This window comes from Streptomyces sp. NPDC087845, assembly GCF_044742755.1.
Lineage (GTDB): Bacteria > Actinomycetota > Actinomycetes > Streptomycetales > Streptomycetaceae > Streptomyces.
Genome location: NZ_JBIUVC010000001.1, coordinates 451,466 through 469,966, shown reverse-complemented (window position 1 = coordinate 469,966; position 18,501 = coordinate 451,466). Strand labels below are relative to the sequence as shown.

The following is an 18,501-nucleotide window of genomic DNA, read 5'->3' as shown; positions in this document are numbered from 1 at the left end:
CCGTCACTGCGTTTTCTGTCACACCGCGCCGTGCCGACGGAATGTTGCGGGTTGTACAAGTCATGGACGTGGCCCCCGCGAAGGACGTAGCGTGCTGAGTCGCGCAGGGTGGCGCGGCAGTGATGACCAGCTGCGATTCAGGACAGCAGGACAGGTTGAGGGAGTGCTGGGGGACGACGCGGAGCTCACTGCCGCGGTGATCGCGGCGCAGGACGGGGACGAAGACGCCTTCCGTACTGTGTACCGCGCTGTGCAGCCGCGGCTGCTGGGCTACATACGGACGCTGGTGGGGGAGCCGGACGCCGAGGACGTGGCGTCCGAGTCGTGGCTGCAGATAGCGCGCGACCTCGACCGCTTCAGCGGTGATGCCGACCGCTTCCGTGGCTGGGCGGCGCGGATAGCCCGCAACCGCGCCCTGGACCATCTGCGGATGCGCGGCAGGCGCCCCGCTGCCGGCGGCGACGAGTCGGAGCTGTCGGACCGGCCGGCCGAGTCGGACACCGCCGACGAGGCGATGGAGGCCCTGGCCACCGGCCGCACGATGTCGCTCATCGCCCAGCTGCCGCAGGACCAGGCCGAGGCCGTGGTGCTGCGGGTGGTCGTCGGACTGGATGCGAAGAGCGCGGCGCAGACGCTGGGCAAGCGACCGGGGGCGGTACGCACCGCGGCGCACCGGGGGCTGAAGCGGCTTGCCGAGCTGCTGCGTACGGACGGCCCGGGTGGTGCGGGCGGACGCCGCGGCGACAGCGACAGCGTTGTCGAGGACGGGGGTGAGGGCCGGGACGGCGGTGCCGGGGGCGGCGCGGACCGGTCCCCCGCAGGCGGTCCGGCGGACTCGTCCGCCTCTCGCGAGAGCGCGGCGGGCCGGACGGCGGAACTCGGCGCCGTACCCGCACAGCGCCCTTCCCGCAACGGTCTGGCGGCGCCGGCCGGTGTGACGCATTCGCGTCTGTCGACGCAGAAGGACATGTGATGGCCGACGAGCACTACGAATGGCTTGACAAGGACGCGGCGGAGAGAATGCTCCGCGGCGAGCCGGTCGATCCCGTCGGCGGCCACGCGTGTACGGAAGCGGAGATGCTCGCGGCAGCGCTGGACGCCGCCGCGCGTGCCGCCCGCCCGGCCACCGGCGAACTGCCGGGCGAGGCCGCGGCGCTGGCCGCCTTCCGCACCGCCGCGCACTCCGCACGCGCGCGGACCCGGGCGGCGCACCCGCAGGTGAAGGGGCATGCCGAGCAGACGTCCGGACCGGCACGGCCCGACGTACTCGAACCGGTGCACATCCGGCCCGCCTCTGGCGGCCCCGCGGCGAACACCTCGGCCGCGGGGCCCCGCCGTACCCGCCCCCCGCGCTGGAGCAGGCCCATCCGCTTCGGCCTGGTCGCCTCCTTCGCGGGCTGCGCGCTCGGCGGGGTGGCCGTGGCCGCGGGCACCGGGATGCTCCCCGGACCGTTCGGCGGGCACGACCCCGTACCGGCCACCTCCGTCTCGGCCGCGGCGACGCCCGAGGAGCTCGGCTCGGGGACCATCACCGACGAGACCCCGCTTCCGCGGCGGTCCGCCTCCCCGGACACGGAGCCCTCCGCGCCCCCGGCGGCCCCCTCCGCGCCCGGCGGCCACCGGGACAGCGGCAAGAGCCAGAACCGCAAGGGCGGCGACGAAGGCCGGAAGCCGGGCGGCGCCGCGGGCGGGTCGTCGAAGGGCACCGGGAACGGCAAGGCGCCCGGGGGCTCCGGGGGCCTCGCCGCCGGAGACTGGTACACCAGGGCGCTCAAGGCCTGCCGCGCCTACCGCGGCGGCGATCTGGACGACAACAGCAGGCGGAGGCTCGAAGCGCTGGCGAAGGGCGCCCGCAATCTGGACCGGTTCTGCGACCGCGTGATCGCCCGAGCAGGGAAGGGCGGCCAGGGCAGCGGCAACGGTAACGGCAACGACGACGAGCAGGGCGGCGACGGCGATGCGAACGGGGACGGCGGAGGGAACTCCGGCACGCTCCCGCCGATCCGGTTCACCACCACCCCGTCGCCGTCGACCTCGAACTCCGCCCCCGCCGCCCCGCCGGCGGCGGACCGGGCGGCCGGCGCAGCCACGGGCTCATCCCGCTGAGTGCCTGCGCGCCGGCCCTGCTGTACGCCGCTCACCAGCGGGTGTGACGTCCGGGTGTGACGTTTTTCGAGGCCGCGGCGCAGTACAGAATGAGCCGACTGGTCATCGGCGGCGCACAGAGCCGGGGTTCCCCCCGTACCTTCGGCTCAGCGCATCGGCGCGGGCGGGACACGTTCCCCCGGTCCCGTCCGCGCCCCTTTCCCTTCAGCTCTCTCCGGCTTCCTTCAGCTCCCTCTGGTTTCCTTCCAGGGCCTTCCGGGCCCTTCCGGCTTCCTCCGGCCGGACGGGCCCTACCCGTAGACGACGACCTTGTCGCCCGTCTTCACCTGGGCGAAGAGCGAGGCGATCTTTCCCTCGTCCCGGACGTTGACGCAGCCGTGCGAGGCGCCGCTGTAGCCGCGGGCCGCGAAGTCCGCCGAGTAGTGCACCGCCTGGCCGCCGCTGAAGAACATCGCGTACGGCATGGCCGTGTGATAGATCGTCGACACGTGGTGCCGGGACTTCCAGTAGACGGAGAAGGTGCCCTCGCGGGTCGGCGTGTACTGGGAGCCGAAGCGGACGTCCATCGACGAGACGACGCGGCCGTCGATCATCCAGGACAGCGTCCGGCTGTTCTTGCTGATGCAGAGCACCCGCCCCGTCATGCAGCGCTTGTCCGGCTTGGCCACGGGCACGGTGGTCGGCGGGTTCAGCTCCGCCGCGGTCGGCTCGCGCGTCATGCCGAGCAGCTTCTGCCAGGTCACGGTGTCCGTCCTGCCCGTGGCGGAGAGGCCGCGCTTGCCCTGGAAGGACCGGACGGCGGCGGCCGTGAGGGTGCCGTAGTAGCCGGTGGGGGAGCGGTCGAAATGGCCGATCTGCCGCAGCCGGGCCTGCAGCTCCCGCACCTGCTTGCCCTGGGAGCCGCTCGCCATCAGCGTCGTGCCCTGCGGGTCCGGCGGCTTCGGGGTGGGCGTCTCCCTCGCCACGGGGGCCTTCGAGGACGGCGACGGCGACGGCGCGTCCGGCGAGGACGGCTGCCGGGCGGCCGGCTTGGCGTCGTCGGTCGCCGAGGCCCTGGGCGGTGCCGCCGGGGCCGCCGACGCGTCGTCGGCAAGCTGCGCCTTGCAGCCGGCGGTCGCGGCGGTCATGGCGAGAACGGCGAGTGTCGCCGCGGCCGTCTTTCCCGGCCGGTCCCGTGCTCCGCGTCGTGACGTGCTTGCGGTGGTGCTGCCTGTCATCTCGGCCCCCTGCTTCTCCGGGTTGCTCCGGTGTTCCCTTGGACGGATTCCCGCTCTGCCCGGTTGCCAAAGCCCGCGCATGATGGGGAGAGCGGCGGCGGGGTCCGTGGCGGAGGGCTGTGAGCAAGGTCCCAGCCCGTGTCCCTCCACCGGTCTCGTGCCCGCCGCTACAGTCCGTCGCGGGAATCATTTGTTACCAGTAAGTAGCCTTATTGGGCGGCTTCAGCGGGAGGCACAGCACATGACGCGCGAGTCGGAGTCGGGACTGCCCATCGAGCCGGTGTACGGGCCGGACGCGCTCGACGGGTGGAACCCCGACGACAAGCTGGGAGAGCCGGGTGCCTACCCCTTCACGCGCGGTGTCTACCCCACGATGTACACCGGCAGGCCGTGGACGATGCGCCAGTACGCGGGCTTCGGTACGGCGACGGAATCCAACGCCCGCTACAAGCAGCTGATCGCCAACGGCACGACGGGCCTCTCCGTCGCCTTCGACCTGCCCACCCAGATGGGCCACGACTCCGACGCGGCGATCGCGTCCGGCGAGGTGGGCAAGGTCGGGGTCGCGATCGACTCGATCGACGACATGCGGGTCCTGTTCGACGGGATTCCGCTGGACGAGGTCTCCACGTCCATGACGATCAACGCCCCGGCCGCGCTGCTCCTCCTGCTGTACCAGCTGGTCGGCGAGGAGCAGGGCGTCCCGGCTCACCGGCTCACCGGCACCATCCAGAACGATGTGCTCAAGGAGTACATCGCGCGCGGCACGTACATCTTCCCGCCGGCGCCCTCGCTCCGGCTGATCGCCGACATCTTCCAGTACTGCCGGGCCGAGATCCCGAAGTGGAACACCATCTCGATCTCCGGCTACCACATGGCGGAGGCCGGCGCCTCGCCCGCGCAGGAGATCGCGTTCACCCTCGCCGACGGCATCGAGTACGTCCGTACCGCCGTCGCCGCCGGCATGGACGTCGACGAGTTCGCGCCGCGTCTCTCCTTCTTCTTCGTCGCCCGCACGACGATCCTCGAAGAGGTCGCCAAGTTCCGTGCCGCCCGCCGGATCTGGGCGAGGGTGATGAAGGAGGAGTTCGGCGCGGAGAACCCCAAGTCGCTGATGCTGCGCTTCCACACCCAGACCGCGGGCGTCCAGCTCACCGCCCAGCAGCCCGAGGTCAACCTGGTGCGCGTGGCCGTCCAGGGGCTGGCCGCGGTCCTCGGCGGTACGCAGTCGCTGCACACCAACTCCTTCGACGAGGCGATCGCCCTCCCGACCGACAAGTCCGCCCGCCTCGCCCTGCGCACCCAGCAGGTCCTGGCGTACGAGACGGACGTCACCGCGACCGTCGACCCGTTCGCGGGGTCGTACGTCGTCGAGAGGATGACGGACGACGTCGAAGCCGCCGCTCTGGAGCTGATGCTCAAGGTCGAGGACATGGGCGGCGCGGTCGAGGCGATCGAGCGCGGCTTCCAGAAGAACGAGATCGAGCGCAGCGCGTACCGCATCGCCCTGGAGACCGACAGCGCGGAGCGCGTCGTGGTCGGCGTCAACCGCTTCCAGCTCGACGAGGAGGAGCCGTACGAGCCGCTGCGCGTCGACCCCGCGATCGAGGCCCAGCAGGCGGCCCGCCTGGCGAAACTCCGCGCCGAACGCGACCAGGGTGCGGTGGACGCCGCACTGGCACGGCTGCGGAAGGCCGCCGAGGGCACGGACAACGTCCTGTACCCGATGAAGGACGCCCTCAAGGCGCGGGCGACGGTGGGCGAGGTCTGCAATGCGCTGCGCGACGTGTGGGGGACGTATGCGCCGTCGGACGCGTTCTGAGGCGGTGTCCACCCGCAGGGGCGCTCTCTCGCTGAATGCCCACGGCCACGGTCAAGGGGACGCCCACGTCATGAAGAACTGCTACGCCGCGCACGTCTTCCGCATGGTGGTGGAGGTGACGTCCGCCAACTGGGCGGACGATCTCGGCCCCAAGGCCGAGGACTGCGCCCAGTCGGGCATTCCGGCCTACGTGGTGGCCGATCGCAAGCAAGACCAGGTGCTGCTCTGCAGCGATCCACGGAGCGGCGAGGACAGGAACAAGGTGCCCCACAAGCGCGGGTCGTCGTTCACCGTGCCGGACGTGGTCGGTGTCGAGACGAAGCTCTCCGTGGACCGCCTCCTCGACGGCGACGAGGACCGACCCCGGTCTTTCTCCGAACCCCCGGAACGGAGTGTCGTACCCGCGTGCGACACTCCGTTCCATGCTGGGTGTCACCGACCTTCCGACCTACCTCGCCGGCCTGTTGCTGATCGTTCTTCTGCCGGGGCCGAATTCGTTGTACGTGCTGTCCGTCGCCGCCCGGCGCGGTGTGCGGACCGGTTATGTGGCCGCGGCCGGGGTGTGGACCGGGGACACCGTGCTGATGACACTGTCCGCGCTCGGGGCCTCGTCGCTGCTGCGGACGACGCCGGTGCTGTTCGCCGTCGTCAAGTTCGCGGGTGCGGGCTATCTGACCTGGCTGGCGATCGGCATGCTGCGGGCCGCGGTGGCCACGTGGCGCGAACGGCACCGGCGGGTGGCCGAGTTGACCGGGGAGAGCGCCGGGCCCGAGGCCGCCACGGCGATGGAACGGCCGTACCGGCGGGCGCTGGTGGTCAGCCTCTTCAACCCGAAGGCGATCCTGTTCCTGATCTCGTTCTTCGTGCAGTTCGTCGACCCCGGCTACGCCTACCCCGCGCTGTCCTTCCTGGTGCTGGGCACCCTGCTGCAGATCGCCAGCTTCCTCTATCTGTCGATGCTGATATTCGGCGGCACCCGGCTGTCCGCCGCGTTCCGCCGTCGCAAGCGGCTGTCGGCGGGGGCCACTTCGGCGGCCGGTCTGCTGTTCCTCGGGTTCGCGGCGAAGCTCTCGTTCAGCAGCGTGTGACCGCGGCGAGGCCGAGCGGGGCCAGGTACCCGGCGAGCCCCGAGGCGTCCTCGCCCGCCCAGCCGATGTAGCCGTCGGGGCGGACCAGGAACAGGCCCTTTCCGTACGCCTCGTAGGCGTCCGTACGGTGGACGCGGACCGTCTCGCCGTCGGACAAGGGGAGTTCGGTGTCCGTGCCGACCGCCAGCAGGGTGAAGTGCGGGCCGCGGAAGACGTCGAAGAGGCGCCGGCCCCCGGCCGTCGGGCCGTCCGGGGCGCGGTCGCCGGAGCGCAGGGCGCCGGCCCGGCCCGCCGACAGCGGCCCCTCGCGGTAGCCGAGGCCGAGCTGCTGGGCCGCCGCGCCGCGTTCCTGCTCGCCGCGGTGGATGCGGGTGGACAGGCCGAGCATGTCGGCGGCGATCGGGCGGCGCTCCTGTTCGTAACTGTCGAGCAGGGCGGCCGGCGCCCCGTACCGCAGGACCTGGCCGAGCTTCCAGCCCAGGTTGTACGCGTCCTGGACGCTGGTGTTCAGGCCCTGGCCGCCCGCGGGGGAGTGCACGTGCGCGGCGTCGCCCGCCAGGAAGACCCGTCCGTCGCGGAACCGGTCGGCCAGCGCCGCGCGCGGCCGGAAGTCGGAGGACCAGCGGACCTCGGTGACGTCCCGCGCCGCCAGATGGGTGCGGGCGGCGACCAGCGCGCGCACCCCCTCCGGGGACGTGTCGGGCTCGCCCTCCCTGAACTGGGCGACCAGCTGGAAGTCCGCCGTACCGGGCAGCGGGCAGAGCGCGAGGAAGCCCCGTTCGCCGCTCATCACATGCCAGTTGTCCCGGTCCAGCGCGTCCTCGGCCACCCGCACGTCGGCGACCAGCATCGGCGCCGGGTCCACCACCCCCGAACCCTCGGCTCCGTCCGAGCCGGGGAGACCCTTCTCACCGGTCATCGCGATCCCCAGCGCGCGCCGGACCGTGCTGCGGCCGCCGTCCGCCGCGACCAGGAACGAGGCCCGGACCGGGCCCGTGGTCAGGTGGGCGGTGACGCCGTCCGCGTCCTGGTCGAGTCCGGTCAGCGCGGTGGAGAAGGCGACCTCGCCGCCCAGCTCGCGCAGCCGGGCCAGCAGGATCTCCTGGGTGCGCCACTGCGGCATCAGCCACGGCGCCCCGTACGGCTCGGCGTCCGTCGGGGCCGCACGGCGGAACATGTCGTACTCCCGCTGCCGCTCCCCGTCCTGCCAGACCATCCCCACCGGGGCCGGGCCGCCGTGCTCGCGCACCGCGTCGCCGACCCCGAGGTCGTCGAGGACCTCCCTGGTACGCGGCTGGATGCCCTTGCCGCGTGAGCCGGGGAAGAGGGCGGGCGCCCGCTCGACGACCAGGGCGCGCACGCCGCGCCGGGCCAGATCGCAGCCGAGGGCCAGGCCGCAGGGGCCCGCGCCGACGATCAGGACTCCAGTTTCCTTAACGTTGTTAAGCTCCATGATTCGGAGTCTGCGCTTAACGCTGTTAAATTGTCAAGGTGGGCACAACGAAGATCGACCGGGCGCGGGTGGCCGACACCGGGCTGCGGCTGCTGAACGAGGTGGGCCTCGACGGGCTCACCCTGCGCGCCATCGCCAGGGAACTGGACGTCAAGGCCCCCGCGCTCTACTGGCACTTCAAGGACAAGCAGGCGCTCCTCGACGAGATGGCCACGGTGATGTACCGCCGGATGCTCGACGAGGACCTGCCGGGGCCGGCCCCGGAGCGCTGGCAGGACCAGCTCGTCGCGTACAACAGCGCACTGCGCACCGCCCTGCTGCGCTACCGCGACGGGGCGAAGGTCTACAGCGGCGCACGCTTCACCGGTACCGACCACGCCGACGGGCTGGAGTCCCATCTGCGCACGATGGCCGCCGCCGGTTTCGAGCTGTGGCAGGCCGTCCGGGCGGGCACCACCGCGTACGCGTACACCATGGGCTTCGTCACCGAGGAGCAGGGCGTCCAGCCGATGCCGGACGAGCGGCGGGACGGCTTCGACATCGGCGAGCGCGCGGACCGCATGGCCGCGTATCCGCTCGCCGCGGCGGCCGGTGCCGAGATCTTCGCCCGCTACGACGAACGCTTCGAGGACGGACTGCGGCTGATCGTCGCGGGCATCGAGGCGCGGTACGGGGTGGGCTGACGGGGCCGGGGCCGGCGCGGACCCCGACCCGTCGGCGCGCGGCCCGCGCCACGGCCGTCGCTCACACCGCCCGCAGGTACGCCGACGTCGACACCCTGCCCAGCATCCGCAGCCGGGACGAACCGTCCGCCAGATGTTTGTCCAGGGCCTCCCGGACACCGGGCCACGACGCGTCGCCGTAGTCGTCGAGCACCACGATGCCACCCGGGGCGACGATCCGCTCGACCCAGTCCAGGTCGGCCGCCACTCCTTCGAGGGAGTGGTCGCCGTCCACGACGACCACACCGTACGCCCGGTCGGAGACCGCGTCCCGCACCTCGGGATCCGAGGAGAAGCCCTGCCGGATCCGGCTCTCCCGCGCCGAACCGCCGCCGCAGAGTGCCAAGTTGGCCCGTACCACGTCTGCGCGCACCGGGGTGCCCGTGGGGTCGGCGGGCTGCGTGGTGCCCGGCTGGAGCTGGAAGCCGGCCAGCGGGTCGACGATCGTCAGGTCCGGTTCGATGCCCGCCCGGTGCACCATGCGCGTCAGTGCGGAGGCGAACAGCCCGTACAGGGTGCCGATTTCGAGAATGCTTCCGTTGGGCGGGGAGAGCAGCGGGACGGTCGCCAGCTTCCCGCACACATTGGACGTGGAACCGGCCAGCCTGCCCACCCCGAGAGCCTCCAGCGCCACGACCGTGCGGTAGGCGACGACGGCGCTGCGCCGGGCATGCGCCTCGTTGCCGCACAAGTCGGCTATCTGGCGGACCAGTTCATCCATCTCGCGGGCCGGCGGGATGCGGTGCGCGCCCCGGCCCGTGCCGTCGAGCAGCAGTCCGAGGGCGTACTGGCTCCGCCGCATGTCCTCGGCGTCCCTGCGCAGCACGTCGAGCTCGCTGCGCAGTTGTTCGGCGGTGCGGTCCACGCGCAGCCGGATGTGCCGGTCGACCAGGGTGATGGCGGGGCGCAGGGCGCGCTTCGTCAAGCGGTTGCGCAGAAGGGAGGGCATGGCTGGGAACGTACGCGGGCGCGATGTGCGGGGCCCACCACGTGGCGATGGTGATCAGGTGAAGTCTCGGCGTCGCCGCGGGAATGCGAACGTGTCCATTTTTTGGGGGAGTTGAGGACATTGCGGCGGCGTCCGATCCGGGCGGGCCAGTCGGTCCAGTCGGCCCGGACCGGCTCACCGGGGCGATCTGGGGTGATCGGGGAGAAACCGGGGCGGTGGCCGGAGAGGGATGGATCGCCGACCACCGGGACCGCGTCCACCACTTCGTCGAGCGGTTGTGACGGCCGCTTGACGCGACGGCCCTTCCGGATCGGGTTCCGCCGGAAGGGCTGGGGGTGCGGGAGAGCGCGGATGCGTCCGCCGCCCCGTTCACATGGCCGTAGAACGCGTCAGCCCGCCGCCGCCCGCTTCAACGTGCGGGCCCTGCGGGCGATGCGGCGCACCGTCGCGTTGCGCGGGATGAACGCGAGCTGCGCGGGGAGGGCGCCGGGCAGCCCCAGTGCGGTCAGCCGACGCCGTTTGAAATAGCGCCAGATGTCGCTGTGCCGGCCGCTGAGGTAGCGCTCGGCGTCGGGGCGCAGGCCGGCCTGGATCTGCGGTTGCATGGCGTAGCCGACCGCGCTGATCAGGCCGGTCGGTTCACCCCGGACCTGTTCCGCGGAGGGAAGCGACCAGCCGGTGACGGCGGACGGGTCCTCCAGGTCGGGCAGCAGCGCGTCGACGATGGTCAGCGGGATGCGGTTGCTGTTCTGGTACGGGGCGAGCTGCTCCAGCAGGGTGTCGGTGCCGACGCGGGCGACCGGGAGGCCGTAGAACGAAGCGGCGGTGAGCAGCGCGGTGGAGAAACAGCCGATGACCAGAGCCGGCCGCATGCTCCGGAAGAGCGTCTCGGCGAGGACGGGGCTGTCGAGAACGGTGAGTTCGGCGCCGAGCCGCTCCGCCTCCTGCTCCAGCAGCCGTGCCCAGTGGCCCGGCGCGCTGGGGTGCGGCTTGAAGACGATCCGGGTGTGGCCGAGCGCCACGGCGCCGCGCAGCATCCGTGCGTGCAGTTCCTCCTCCTCCTGAGAGGTCAGGATGCCGAGCGTGGAGAGGTACTGGCCGAGCAGCAGGGCCGGTGCGGGGCCGGCAGGACCATGGGCGCCCGCCGATCCGGCGAGCTCGTCCAGCACCTTCAGGAAGACGTCCGTCGGTACGACTTCGGACTCGACGCCGAACTCGGTCAGCAGCAGGGGCCGCAGGCCGGGCACCAGGTCCAGGTGGAGCAGCCTGCGGATGCGGGTGCCGATCAGCTGGTCGATCTTGCTGCGGGTCGGACCGTAGCTCATCAGGCCGTCGGCGTAGATGTGCACCGGGCTCTCGCCGAAGATCAGAGCGAGAGCCTGGGAGGGATTGGCCTGGATGGACTCGCAGGCGATCTCGACCGGTTCGTCCCCGAGGTCCCACGCCTTGCGCACGGCGCGCTCCCACAGCGAGGCGTCCTGCTCCCGGGGCGACCATCCCGCGGGATGGAACGGCTCGATGAAGTCGTTCCAGGAATGCACCGTGTCGAATTCGAACGCCAATTTCTCGAATCCGGGCCTGCGGTGGAGCGGAGTGCCCAGCTCGGGGGAGGGCGAGGTGTCGCTCACGACGAGAATGCGCCGGTGCCCGGACCGCGGACCGAACTGGCCCGCGCGCAACGCCGCGACGACCGTGGCGACGGAGTACTGCGTGCACGCGAAGAAGATCTGAGTGGTGGACCGGCCGACCGGCGCGGTGTACGTGCCAGTCATCAGGCCGCGACCTCCCGGGACACGGAGCGGCGCCGTACGCGGCGCAACTGGGCCGCACGGCGGTCGCCCAGCGAATGCAGCGTATCGGCGAGAATGTCCTGGGGCATACGCCGCAGGGACGCCGCGCTCAGGGAGCGCAATTTCCGTGCCACTGCCGGTTCGAACCTTTCGATGGATTCCAGATGATGCGCCATGACCGCGCAATAGGTCCGTACCGCCTTCGGGAGCAGGCGTTCCGCCTCGGGATCCTGTGCCGTTTCCTCAAGCACTTGATCGAATGCCCGGATGAAGTCGAGTTGCCGCACATCGCCGATCTGGGTGAGCGAGGACGCCACGCCGCGCCGGTAGAAGATCCCCAGCAGGCCGACCACGGCGAAGGACTCGGCCTCGCGGTGCAGACGCCAGATCCAGGGCCGGTCCTCGGCCGTGCGCAGCCCGTCCTGGAAGCGCAGCAGCCCCGACTCCGCGAGCCGGCGGTGGTAGGCGCCGGCCCAGGCGTACGCGTAGTCCACGGGCGTCGACTTGTCGGACGGCAGAATCACGTCGCGCGGCCGCATGACGGTGCCGCGCAGTCCGTGCGGGACCTGGTGGACGGTGCGCACCCGGTCCGTGAACTGCACATGGTCCGTGCGTACGAAATCGCAGCCCAGATCCGTGATGGCGGCGAGGAGCCGGTCGTAGTAGCCGGGGGCCGCCCAGTCGTCGCCGTCGAGGAAGGTGAGGTACTCGCCGCGCGCCGCGTCGATACCCGTGTTGCGTGCGGTGGCCAGGCCTCCGTTCTTCTCGTGTCTGACCAGGACGGCACCGGGGATCTCGCGCTCGGCGCGCATGAGGATCTCCGGAGTCCCATCGGTCGAACAGTCGTCGACGAGGATGAATTCGAAGCCCTCGCGGGCATTGGCCCGCAGGCTTCGCAAGGTGTCGGGAGCATATGCCTGCACGTTGTAGAACGGCACGATGACGGAGAGCTTAACCACGAGTCACACGCTAGGCGGGGGCCCGTCATTTGCCTTGGCCCCGGAAAGGACGACAGGTGAACGAAGAATGTCGAAATGATGAACCGGATCGATTACTTGTTCAATGCGGGGCATTTGCGAGGCGGATTCGCCGATCGTCGGCGGGCTGTTAACCAGCTGTTGCCGTCGCGTTGGGCCGCGAATCGAAATGCCTTCCTAAGTTCTGGGGCGTGCCCCCACGTACCGATAGGACGACCGCCCTCCGGGTAGCCGTACTCGCCGACTCCGACACCCGGTGGAAATGGGGCGCGCTCACCGCGCGCCGCCTCACCACCGGCGCGTCCGGGGAAACGGCGCAGCGCGTAGAGATCACCGGACTCCTGCTGCGCGGCCGGGCCACCCCGACCCCGCGCCAGCTCGCCGAGGTCGGCGACGTCGGTGTCGACACCGACCGGGTGCGCGAGGTCACGGCGGTCGAATTCCTGCACACGGTGCGGGACGAGGGGTACGACGTCGTCGTCCTCGCCCTCGTCGGGGGAGCCGTTCAGGCGATGCTGCACGGCCTCGCCGCGCTGCGCCTGCCGGCCAGGCCCGTCGTCGTCACCGGCTACGTCGGCGTCGTCTACGAGAAGCTCGCCGACGGACTGCTGCTGCGGCACGGCGCGGACGTCGTCCTCGCCAACTCCCGCCACGACGCGGAGCGTTTCCGCGCCGTGTACGAGGGGGTGGGCGCCGACGCCTCGGCCGTCACGGAGGCCGCCCTGCCGTTCCTCGGCGGCGCACCGCACCGCCCGCAGGAGGGCCGCGACACGGTCGTCTTCGCCGCCCAGCCCTCCGTACCGGCCTCCCGCGCCGACCGCACGTACCTGCTGCGCAGGCTCGTCGAGCACGCCAGGCTGCACCCGGACCGCGAGGTGCTGCTGAAGCTGCGTTCCAAGCCCGGCGAGCACACCACGCACATCGAGGAACTCCCGTACCAGCGGCTCGCGGAGAAGCTGCCCGGCGGGCCACCGCCCAACTTCCGTCTGGTGTACGGGCACATGGGCGAGGTCCTGGACCGCGCCGATCTGCTGGTCACGGTCTCCTCGACCGCCGCGCTGGAGTCCCTGCACCGGCGCATCCCGACCGCGATCCTCACCGATCTCGGCGTCCGCGAGACCCTCGGCAACCACCACTTCATCGGCTCCGGCCTGCTCACCTCCTGGGACCACCTGGACGGCGGCTTCCGTCCGGAGCCCGACCCGGAATGGCTGGCCGGCCAGGGAGTCGCCGCCGACGGCACGTACGCCACGGCCTACGACAACGCCCGCGCCCGCGTCGACGCCCTGCTCGCCGCCGCCCGCCTGCCCGACCTCGCCCCGTACTACACACCCGCCACCGCGCCCGGCTATCTCCCCGGCATCCTCGCCCGCCACCACCTGGCACCCGACGGCCGTCCGCTGCCGGGCGCCGACCGGCCGCGCGAGACCGGCGGGGTGCGCGGCGCGGTGCGCGACGCGGTCCGGGAGGCGGCGCGGGGCGCGTACCGGCAGGGCGTCCAGCGGGTCGCCCCGGTGATCCGACGGATGGGCGAGCTGTGAACACGACCTCAGGAGCAGAGATGACCCCGACCCCGACCGTGCTCGCCGTGATCCCCGCCCGCGGCGGATCCAAGGGCGTCCCGGCCAAGAACCTCGCCCAGGTCGGCGGCGTACCGCTGGTCGCCCGCGCCGTACGCGCCTGCCTGACCTCCCGCGAGGTCACGGACGTCGTCGTGACGACCGACGACGCGGCCATCGCCGACGCGGCCCGCGCCGCGGGCGACACGCTGGGCGCCCCGGAGCGGGTGCACATCGTCCAGCGCCCCGCCGCCATCGCCGGGGACAGGTCGAGCAGCGAGGACGCGGTGCTGCACGCCCTGGACGCGTACGAGGCGATGCACTCCCGTACGGCCGACGTGGTGCTGCTGGTCCAGTGCACCAGCCCCTTCGTCGTGCGGGAGGACATCGACGGCGTCGCCGCGGCGGTCGCCCGCGACGGCGCCGACACGGCGGTCACGGTCGCGCCCTTCCACGGCTTCCTCTGGCGCGACGGCGGTGTGTCGGAGAAGGACAACCACGGCGTCAACCACGACAAGTCCGTCCGGCAGATGCGGCAGGACCGCCCCGAGGACCTGCTGGAGACCGGCACCGCGTACGCCATGAACGCCGCCGGCTTCCGCACCCACCGCCACCGCTTCTTCGGCCACACCGCCCTGGTGCGCACCGACGCCGCCCGGGTCCTGGAGATCGACGACCCGCACGACCTGGCCCGCGCCCGCGCCCTCGCGCCGCTCCTGGACCCCTCACCGCTGCCCACCCTCGACGACATCGACGCGGTCGTCCTCGACTTCGACGGCACACAGACCGACGACCGGGTCCTCATCGACGCCGACGGACGCGAGACCGTCGCCGTCCACCGCGGCGACGGGCTGGGCATCGCGGCCCTGCGCAAGGCCGGAATGCCGCTGCTGATCCTCTCCACGGAACAGAACCCGGTCGTCGCCGCCCGCGCCCACAAGCTCCGCATCCCGGTCCTGCACGGCATCGACCGCAAGGACCTGGCCCTCAAGCAATGGTGCGACGAACAGTCCGTCGCTCCGGAACGTGTCCTCTACGTGGGCAACGACGTCAACGACCTGCCGTGCTTCGCACTCGCCGGCTGGCCGGTCGCGGTCGCGAGCGCCCACGACTCGGTACGGGCCGCGGCGCGCGCCGTCACCACGACCCCCGGCGGCTTCGGCGCCATCCGCGAGATCGCGGCCTGGCTGCTGGGCCCCACCCTCACGACCACGACTCCCGCTCAGTCCCGCGAATAACCCTGGGGCCCCCAAGCCCCGAGCAACCCCCGGGCCCCCCAAGCCCCCAACCCCCAACCCCCAAGCTAAGGAACACCACCCATGAACACCTCCCGTCTGCGCACCCTCGGCACCCGCACCGCGGGCCCGGGCCACCCCGTCTACGTCACCGGCGAGATCGGCATCAACCACAACGGCGACCTCGGCAACGCCCTCGCGCTGATCGACGTGGCGGCCGAAGCCGGCTGCGACGCCGTCAAGTTCCAGAAGCGCACCCCGGAGATCTGCACCCCGCGCGACCAGTGGGACATCGAGCGCGACACCCCCTGGGGCCGGATGACGTACATCGACTACCGGCACCGCGTCGAGTTCGGCGAGGCCGAGTACCTGGCCATCTCCGAGCACTGCGCCAAGCGCGGCATCGACTGGTTCGCCTCCCCGTGGGACACCGAGGCCGTCGCCTTCCTGGAGAAGTTCGACGTCCCCGCGCACAAGGTGGCCTCGGCCTCCCTCACCGACGACGAACTCCTGCGCGCCCTCAGGGCGACCGGCCGCACGGTCATCCTCTCCACCGGCATGTCGACCCCGCGCCAGATCCGCCACGCCGTGGAGGTCCTGGGATCGGACAACATCCTGCTCTGCCACGCCACTTCGACCTACCCGGCCAAGGCCGAGGAGCTGAACCTGCGGGTCATCAACACCCTCCAGCAGGAGTTCCCCAACGTCCCGATCGGCTACAGCGGCCACGAGACCGGCCTCCAGACGACCCTCGCCGCCGTCGCCCTCGGCGCCGCGTTCGTCGAGCGCCACATCACCCTGGACCGCGCCATGTGGGGCTCCGACCAGGCCGCCTCCGTCGAGCCGCAGGGCCTCACCCGTCTCGTCCGAGACATCCGCACCATCGAGGCCTCGCTCGGCGACGGCATCAAGAAGGTGTACGAGTCCGAGCTCGGCCCGATGAAGAAGCTCCGCCGGGTCGCGGGCGTCGTCGCCGAGAACGCCGACGAGGCTCCGGCCGCCGAGCCGGTCGCGGTCTGACGGGCCGACCGGTGAACCTCGCCTTCGTCGAGAGCCCGGTCCAGCTCCTGAACGTCCTGGAGTGGGCCTACACAGAGGGAGGCGACGACCAGGTCCTCACGGACATCACGGTCGTCGTCCTTCCCCCGGTCGACCCGATGTCGCGCGGCCAGCTGCGCCGGATGGCGGAGCTGGCCCGCGACGAGGGCGTCAACGTCCGCTGGCAGGAGGCGCGCGGCGGCACGGGCGCGCCCCTGAAGACCCTGCGCTCACTGACCGGACTTCTGCGCGGAGCGGACCGCATCGTCATCGGCGACCCGTTCTCCCGCTACGTCCAGCTGCTGCTCACCCTGGTCCGCGCCCGCCGCCTCACGGTGGTCGACGACGGCACGGCCACCATGGAGTTCGTCGCCCAACTCGCGCGCGGCGAACGGCTGGTGCGCTGGCACCGCAAGGGCAGCCCGGGTCCGCGCGACCTCGTCCTGGCCCCGGTCACCGCCCGCGCCCGCAGCCGCTTCACCCCGTCCGCGACCCGCACGGTCGAGGTCTTCACGGCCATGCCGGTCGAGGCCCCGGCCGGTGTCACCGTCACCTCCAACACCTTCGCCTGGACCCGCGCCCGCTTCGGCCCGCCGCTGCTCACCAAGGGCGCCGACCTGGTCGGCACCTCGCTCGTCGAGACCGGAGTCCTCGACCGGGCCCAGTACCTGGAGGCCGTCGCGGCCCTGGCCCGCACCCACCAGGCCACTCGCTACTTCGCCCACCGCCGCGAGTCCACCGAGAAACTCCACGCCCTGGAAGCCGCCACCGGCCTGGAGATCGTCCGCCCCGATCTCCCCCTGGAACTCATAGCCCGCCGGGGCCCCATCGGCCGCACGGTCCTGAGCTTCCCCTCCACGGTCGTCCACACCCTCCCTCTGGCCCTGGCCGGCACGGACGTCAAGGTCGCGGTCTGCGACATCGCCCCGGAATGGCTCCGCGACACGGCGTCCCCGCGCGCCCAGGGCTTCCTGAGCGGCGTCACGGAAACGGCCCGCGACGTCCAGCGCCTGGCCCCCTGGCGGGCGACAGCGATCACGGAGGCGTAGCCCCGCCCGCCCACCGGCCCACGACCGGGGCGCCGCCCCTGGCCCCGGTCGCCCCGGCACCGCTGCGCGACGAGGTGGTTGGTCACCGGCCCGCCGGTGGGCGAGACCTCTCCGGAAGAAGTCATCGCCACCCTCCTCGCCGAGGACGACAAAAGAGAAGCTCGGTCTGGTCTGGTCTGGTCTGGTCTGGTCTGGCCTTTCCGCGCCGGGCCGGAGAGGACACGTGTGTCACTCGCTCGTGAAGACCGCTCGGCCATCATCGAACTGGGCGCACGTCCGGTCCAAGGACCTGGGTATCGAAGCGGACGGCTCCTGCGGTTCCGTTTCCTACGGCGACACCATCGTGCGCACCACTGACGGATGGCGGACCAGCCGTCGCAAGGTGTCTCCACGCAGCATTCCCTTGGGCGGGATGACAAAGCCCGGATGACCGGGCACATGCCGCGCCTGTTCCTCCCGAAAAAGCCGAAGTACTTGCGGAACGCGGAAAACTCGTGGGTTCAATTGCTCGCCACTCGCGCAGAATTGGCACGAGGAAACCGGTCGCAGGAGTGGTGCTCGCAGCGAGGCCGAGTCGACGGCGGCCGGGCAGCCACCAGATCGCCCACCCGATCACCCACCTGTGGGTTTGACCATATTGCTGTGACAGCGTTGGCGGGCGACGTTAGACTGCGCTTTTACGCGAGGGGTCATCCATGATTTTTGCTGCCGTTATTTCTGTCGTTATTGTCGTGGGCAGTTTTGCCTATATCGTCCATCTCTTCAAGCGCGACCATGAAATCCGGTCACACGGGCGCGATATTCGTGCCCTGGTGGAGTACGTTCGTTACATCAGTTCGAATGATGGTGGGAGCGTCAACATAAAATACCGGCTCTCATGGAATGAGGACGGTGTGACCAGGAGCGTGGAAGGCAGTGACACCATTTCTTCCTTCTACTCGTCGAAAGTACAGAAAGGCTGCGAGGTCGATATCAAGTACTTGGACGACGACCACATCTTGTTTGTTTTCGACCAGTAGATGGTGAGGGGGCGGGTGTCGGGGGAGATGGCGGACGGCAGCAGCACTGGGCTTGGTCCGGGGCCGCACGTGCACTCCATCGCTCGTCACCAGATGCCGGGCGCCCGATCCGCCGTAATGGCCGATGCGGTAGATCGCCACCGTGCGCTCCTGGGCGACGTGCGACGACAGGTGGAAGTCGACCGACTCGCCACAACTCACCGAAGTCTTCGACGCGTAGCCCTGAATCTGGACCAGCTCGTCCGTCGCCCCCTTCGTGCCTGCCCGGCCCCCGGACCACGCTCGCGATCCGGCCGCACGGTTCTCCCGCATCACGGGGCTGTCGCCGGCATGCGTGGCCGAGCCCGATCCGTCCAGCATGCGATATCCGGTGATCGCGGCAGTACCGACCCCGAATGCCCCCAACGCTGTCCGACGAGACACCTTCGACACAGGGCACTCCCGATACCTGCACGCCAGGCCTCGTGCCTCACGCGT

The 18,501-nt window shown here is 71.3% G+C and carries 15 protein-coding genes and 1 pseudogene; 11 read left to right on the top strand and 5 right to left on the bottom strand.

The window, feature by feature from the left end:
- Nucleotides 1-163: 163 nt before the first annotated feature.
- Nucleotides 164-973 (top strand): RNA polymerase sigma factor, encoded by an 810-nt coding sequence (locus tag ACIOMQ_RS02085; RefSeq protein WP_362208185.1) that lies wholly within the window; start codon nt 164-166, stop codon nt 971-973.
- Nucleotides 973-2,106: a hypothetical protein gene (locus ACIOMQ_RS02080; protein WP_402187605.1), complete on the top strand. Its 1,134-nt coding sequence runs from the start codon at nt 973-975 to the stop codon at nt 2,104-2,106. Before ACIOMQ_RS02085 ends, ACIOMQ_RS02080 begins: the two co-directional genes overlap by 1 nt.
- Before the next feature lie 290 nt (nt 2,107-2,396).
- On the opposite strand, the gene ACIOMQ_RS02075 is transcribed toward ACIOMQ_RS02080, so the two are convergent.
- Nucleotides 2,397-3,323: a L,D-transpeptidase family protein gene (locus ACIOMQ_RS02075; RefSeq protein WP_402187603.1), complete on the bottom strand. Its 927-nt coding sequence runs from the start codon at nt 3,321-3,323 to the stop codon at nt 2,397-2,399.
- 241 nt (nt 3,324-3,564) lie between these two features.
- Here ACIOMQ_RS02075 and ACIOMQ_RS02070 point away from each other — a divergent pair, with 241 nt between their 5' ends.
- The 3 genes and pseudogenes from ACIOMQ_RS02070 (at nt 3,565) to leuE (ending at nt 6,233) form a co-directional block, all read left to right on the top strand.
- Nucleotides 3,565-5,145 (top strand): methylmalonyl-CoA mutase, encoded by a 1,581-nt coding sequence (locus ACIOMQ_RS02070; protein ID WP_401753488.1) that lies wholly within the window; start codon nt 3,565-3,567, stop codon nt 5,143-5,145.
- Nucleotides 5,096-5,461 (top strand): annotated as a pseudogene (locus ACIOMQ_RS02065) (Uma2 family endonuclease); the annotation flags it as partial. The gene ACIOMQ_RS02070 and the pseudogene ACIOMQ_RS02065, both read left to right, overlap by 50 nt.
- Before the next feature lie 106 nt (nt 5,462-5,567).
- Nucleotides 5,568-6,233 (top strand): leucine efflux protein LeuE, encoded by a 666-nt coding sequence (leuE, locus tag ACIOMQ_RS02060; protein WP_362208139.1) that lies wholly within the window; start codon nt 5,568-5,570, stop codon nt 6,231-6,233.
- Here leuE and ACIOMQ_RS02055 read toward each other — a convergent pair.
- On the bottom strand, nt 6,220-7,686 hold the full coding sequence (locus ACIOMQ_RS02055) for an FAD-dependent monooxygenase (RefSeq protein WP_402187601.1): 1,467 nt from the start codon (nt 7,684-7,686) through the stop codon (nt 6,220-6,222). The genes leuE and ACIOMQ_RS02055 overlap by 14 nt on opposite strands.
- 38 nt (nt 7,687-7,724) lie before the next feature.
- On the opposite strand from ACIOMQ_RS02055, the gene ACIOMQ_RS02050 reads away from it, so the two are divergent.
- A complete protein-coding gene (locus ACIOMQ_RS02050) occupies nt 7,725-8,369 on the top strand; it encodes a TetR/AcrR family transcriptional regulator C-terminal domain-containing protein (RefSeq protein WP_362208145.1) in 645 nt (214 codons plus the stop codon).
- 61 nt (nt 8,370-8,430) lie between these two features.
- Here ACIOMQ_RS02050 and ACIOMQ_RS02045 read toward each other — a convergent pair whose 3' ends face one another.
- The 3 genes from ACIOMQ_RS02045 to ACIOMQ_RS02035 all read right to left on the bottom strand — a co-directional run bounded on the left by ACIOMQ_RS02045 (nt 8,431) and on the right by ACIOMQ_RS02035 (nt 12,106).
- On the bottom strand, nt 8,431-9,357 hold the full coding sequence (locus ACIOMQ_RS02045; RefSeq protein ID WP_401937460.1) for a class I SAM-dependent methyltransferase: 927 nt from the start codon (nt 9,355-9,357) through the stop codon (nt 8,431-8,433).
- 389 nt (nt 9,358-9,746) lie between these two features.
- Nucleotides 9,747-11,129 (bottom strand): polysialyltransferase family glycosyltransferase, encoded by a 1,383-nt coding sequence (locus ACIOMQ_RS02040; RefSeq protein WP_362208153.1) that lies wholly within the window; start codon nt 11,127-11,129, stop codon nt 9,747-9,749.
- Nucleotides 11,129-12,106, bottom strand: a complete 978-nt coding sequence (locus tag ACIOMQ_RS02035; protein ID WP_362208155.1) for a glycosyltransferase family 2 protein — start codon at nt 12,104-12,106, stop codon at nt 11,129-11,131. Before ACIOMQ_RS02035 ends, ACIOMQ_RS02040 begins: the two co-directional genes overlap by 1 nt.
- 209 nt (nt 12,107-12,315) lie before the next feature.
- Here ACIOMQ_RS02035 and ACIOMQ_RS02030 point away from each other — a divergent pair, with 209 nt between their 5' ends.
- The 5 genes from ACIOMQ_RS02030 (at nt 12,316) to ACIOMQ_RS02010 (ending at nt 18,024) form a co-directional block, all read left to right on the top strand.
- Nucleotides 12,316-13,665, top strand: a complete 1,350-nt coding sequence (locus tag ACIOMQ_RS02030; protein ID WP_362208158.1) for a DUF6716 putative glycosyltransferase — start codon at nt 12,316-12,318, stop codon at nt 13,663-13,665.
- A 20-nt stretch (nt 13,666-13,685) separates the two neighbouring features.
- On the top strand, nt 13,686-14,921 hold the full coding sequence (locus ACIOMQ_RS02025; protein ID WP_402187599.1) for a cytidylyltransferase domain-containing protein: 1,236 nt from the start codon (nt 13,686-13,688) through the stop codon (nt 14,919-14,921).
- Between the two features lie 81 nt (nt 14,922-15,002).
- On the top strand, nt 15,003-15,938 hold the full coding sequence (locus tag ACIOMQ_RS02020; RefSeq protein ID WP_362208163.1) for an N-acetylneuraminate synthase family protein: 936 nt from the start codon (nt 15,003-15,005) through the stop codon (nt 15,936-15,938).
- 11 nt (nt 15,939-15,949) lie between these two features.
- Nucleotides 15,950-17,005, top strand: coding sequence for a hypothetical protein (locus ACIOMQ_RS02015; RefSeq protein WP_362208166.1), 1,056 nt, complete (start codon nt 15,950-15,952; stop codon nt 17,003-17,005).
- Between the two features lie 695 nt (nt 17,006-17,700).
- Nucleotides 17,701-18,024, top strand: coding sequence for a hypothetical protein (locus ACIOMQ_RS02010; protein ID WP_362208169.1), 324 nt, complete (start codon nt 17,701-17,703; stop codon nt 18,022-18,024).
- The last annotated feature ends 477 nt before the right edge of the window (nt 18,025-18,501 follow it).

What these genes read in the sequence shown, in the direction of transcription:
- ACIOMQ_RS02080 (WP_402187605.1), top strand. Translation starts at nt 973, where the DNA reads ATGGCCGACGAGCACTACGAATGGCTTGACAAGGACGCGGCGGAGAGA.
- ACIOMQ_RS02075 (WP_402187603.1), bottom strand. Translation starts at nt 3,323, where the DNA reads ATGACAGGCAGCACCACCGCAAGCACGTCACGACGCGGAGCACGGGAC.
- ACIOMQ_RS02070 (WP_401753488.1), top strand. Translation starts at nt 3,565, where the DNA reads ATGACGCGCGAGTCGGAGTCGGGACTGCCCATCGAGCCGGTGTACGGG.
- leuE (WP_362208139.1), top strand. Translation starts at nt 5,568, where the DNA reads ATGCTGGGTGTCACCGACCTTCCGACCTACCTCGCCGGCCTGTTGCTG.
- ACIOMQ_RS02055 (WP_402187601.1), bottom strand. Translation starts at nt 7,686, where the DNA reads ATGGAGCTTAACAACGTTAAGGAAACTGGAGTCCTGATCGTCGGCGCG.
- ACIOMQ_RS02045 (WP_401937460.1), bottom strand. Translation starts at nt 9,357, where the DNA reads ATGCCCTCCCTTCTGCGCAACCGCTTGACGAAGCGCGCCCTGCGCCCC.
- ACIOMQ_RS02040 (WP_362208153.1), bottom strand. Translation starts at nt 11,129, where the DNA reads ATGACTGGCACGTACACCGCGCCGGTCGGCCGGTCCACCACTCAGATC.
- ACIOMQ_RS02025 (WP_402187599.1), top strand. Translation starts at nt 13,686, where the DNA reads ATGACCCCGACCCCGACCGTGCTCGCCGTGATCCCCGCCCGCGGCGGA.
- ACIOMQ_RS02020 (WP_362208163.1), top strand. Translation starts at nt 15,003, where the DNA reads ATGAACACCTCCCGTCTGCGCACCCTCGGCACCCGCACCGCGGGCCCG.
- ACIOMQ_RS02010 (WP_362208169.1), top strand. Translation starts at nt 17,701, where the DNA reads ATGATTTTTGCTGCCGTTATTTCTGTCGTTATTGTCGTGGGCAGTTTT.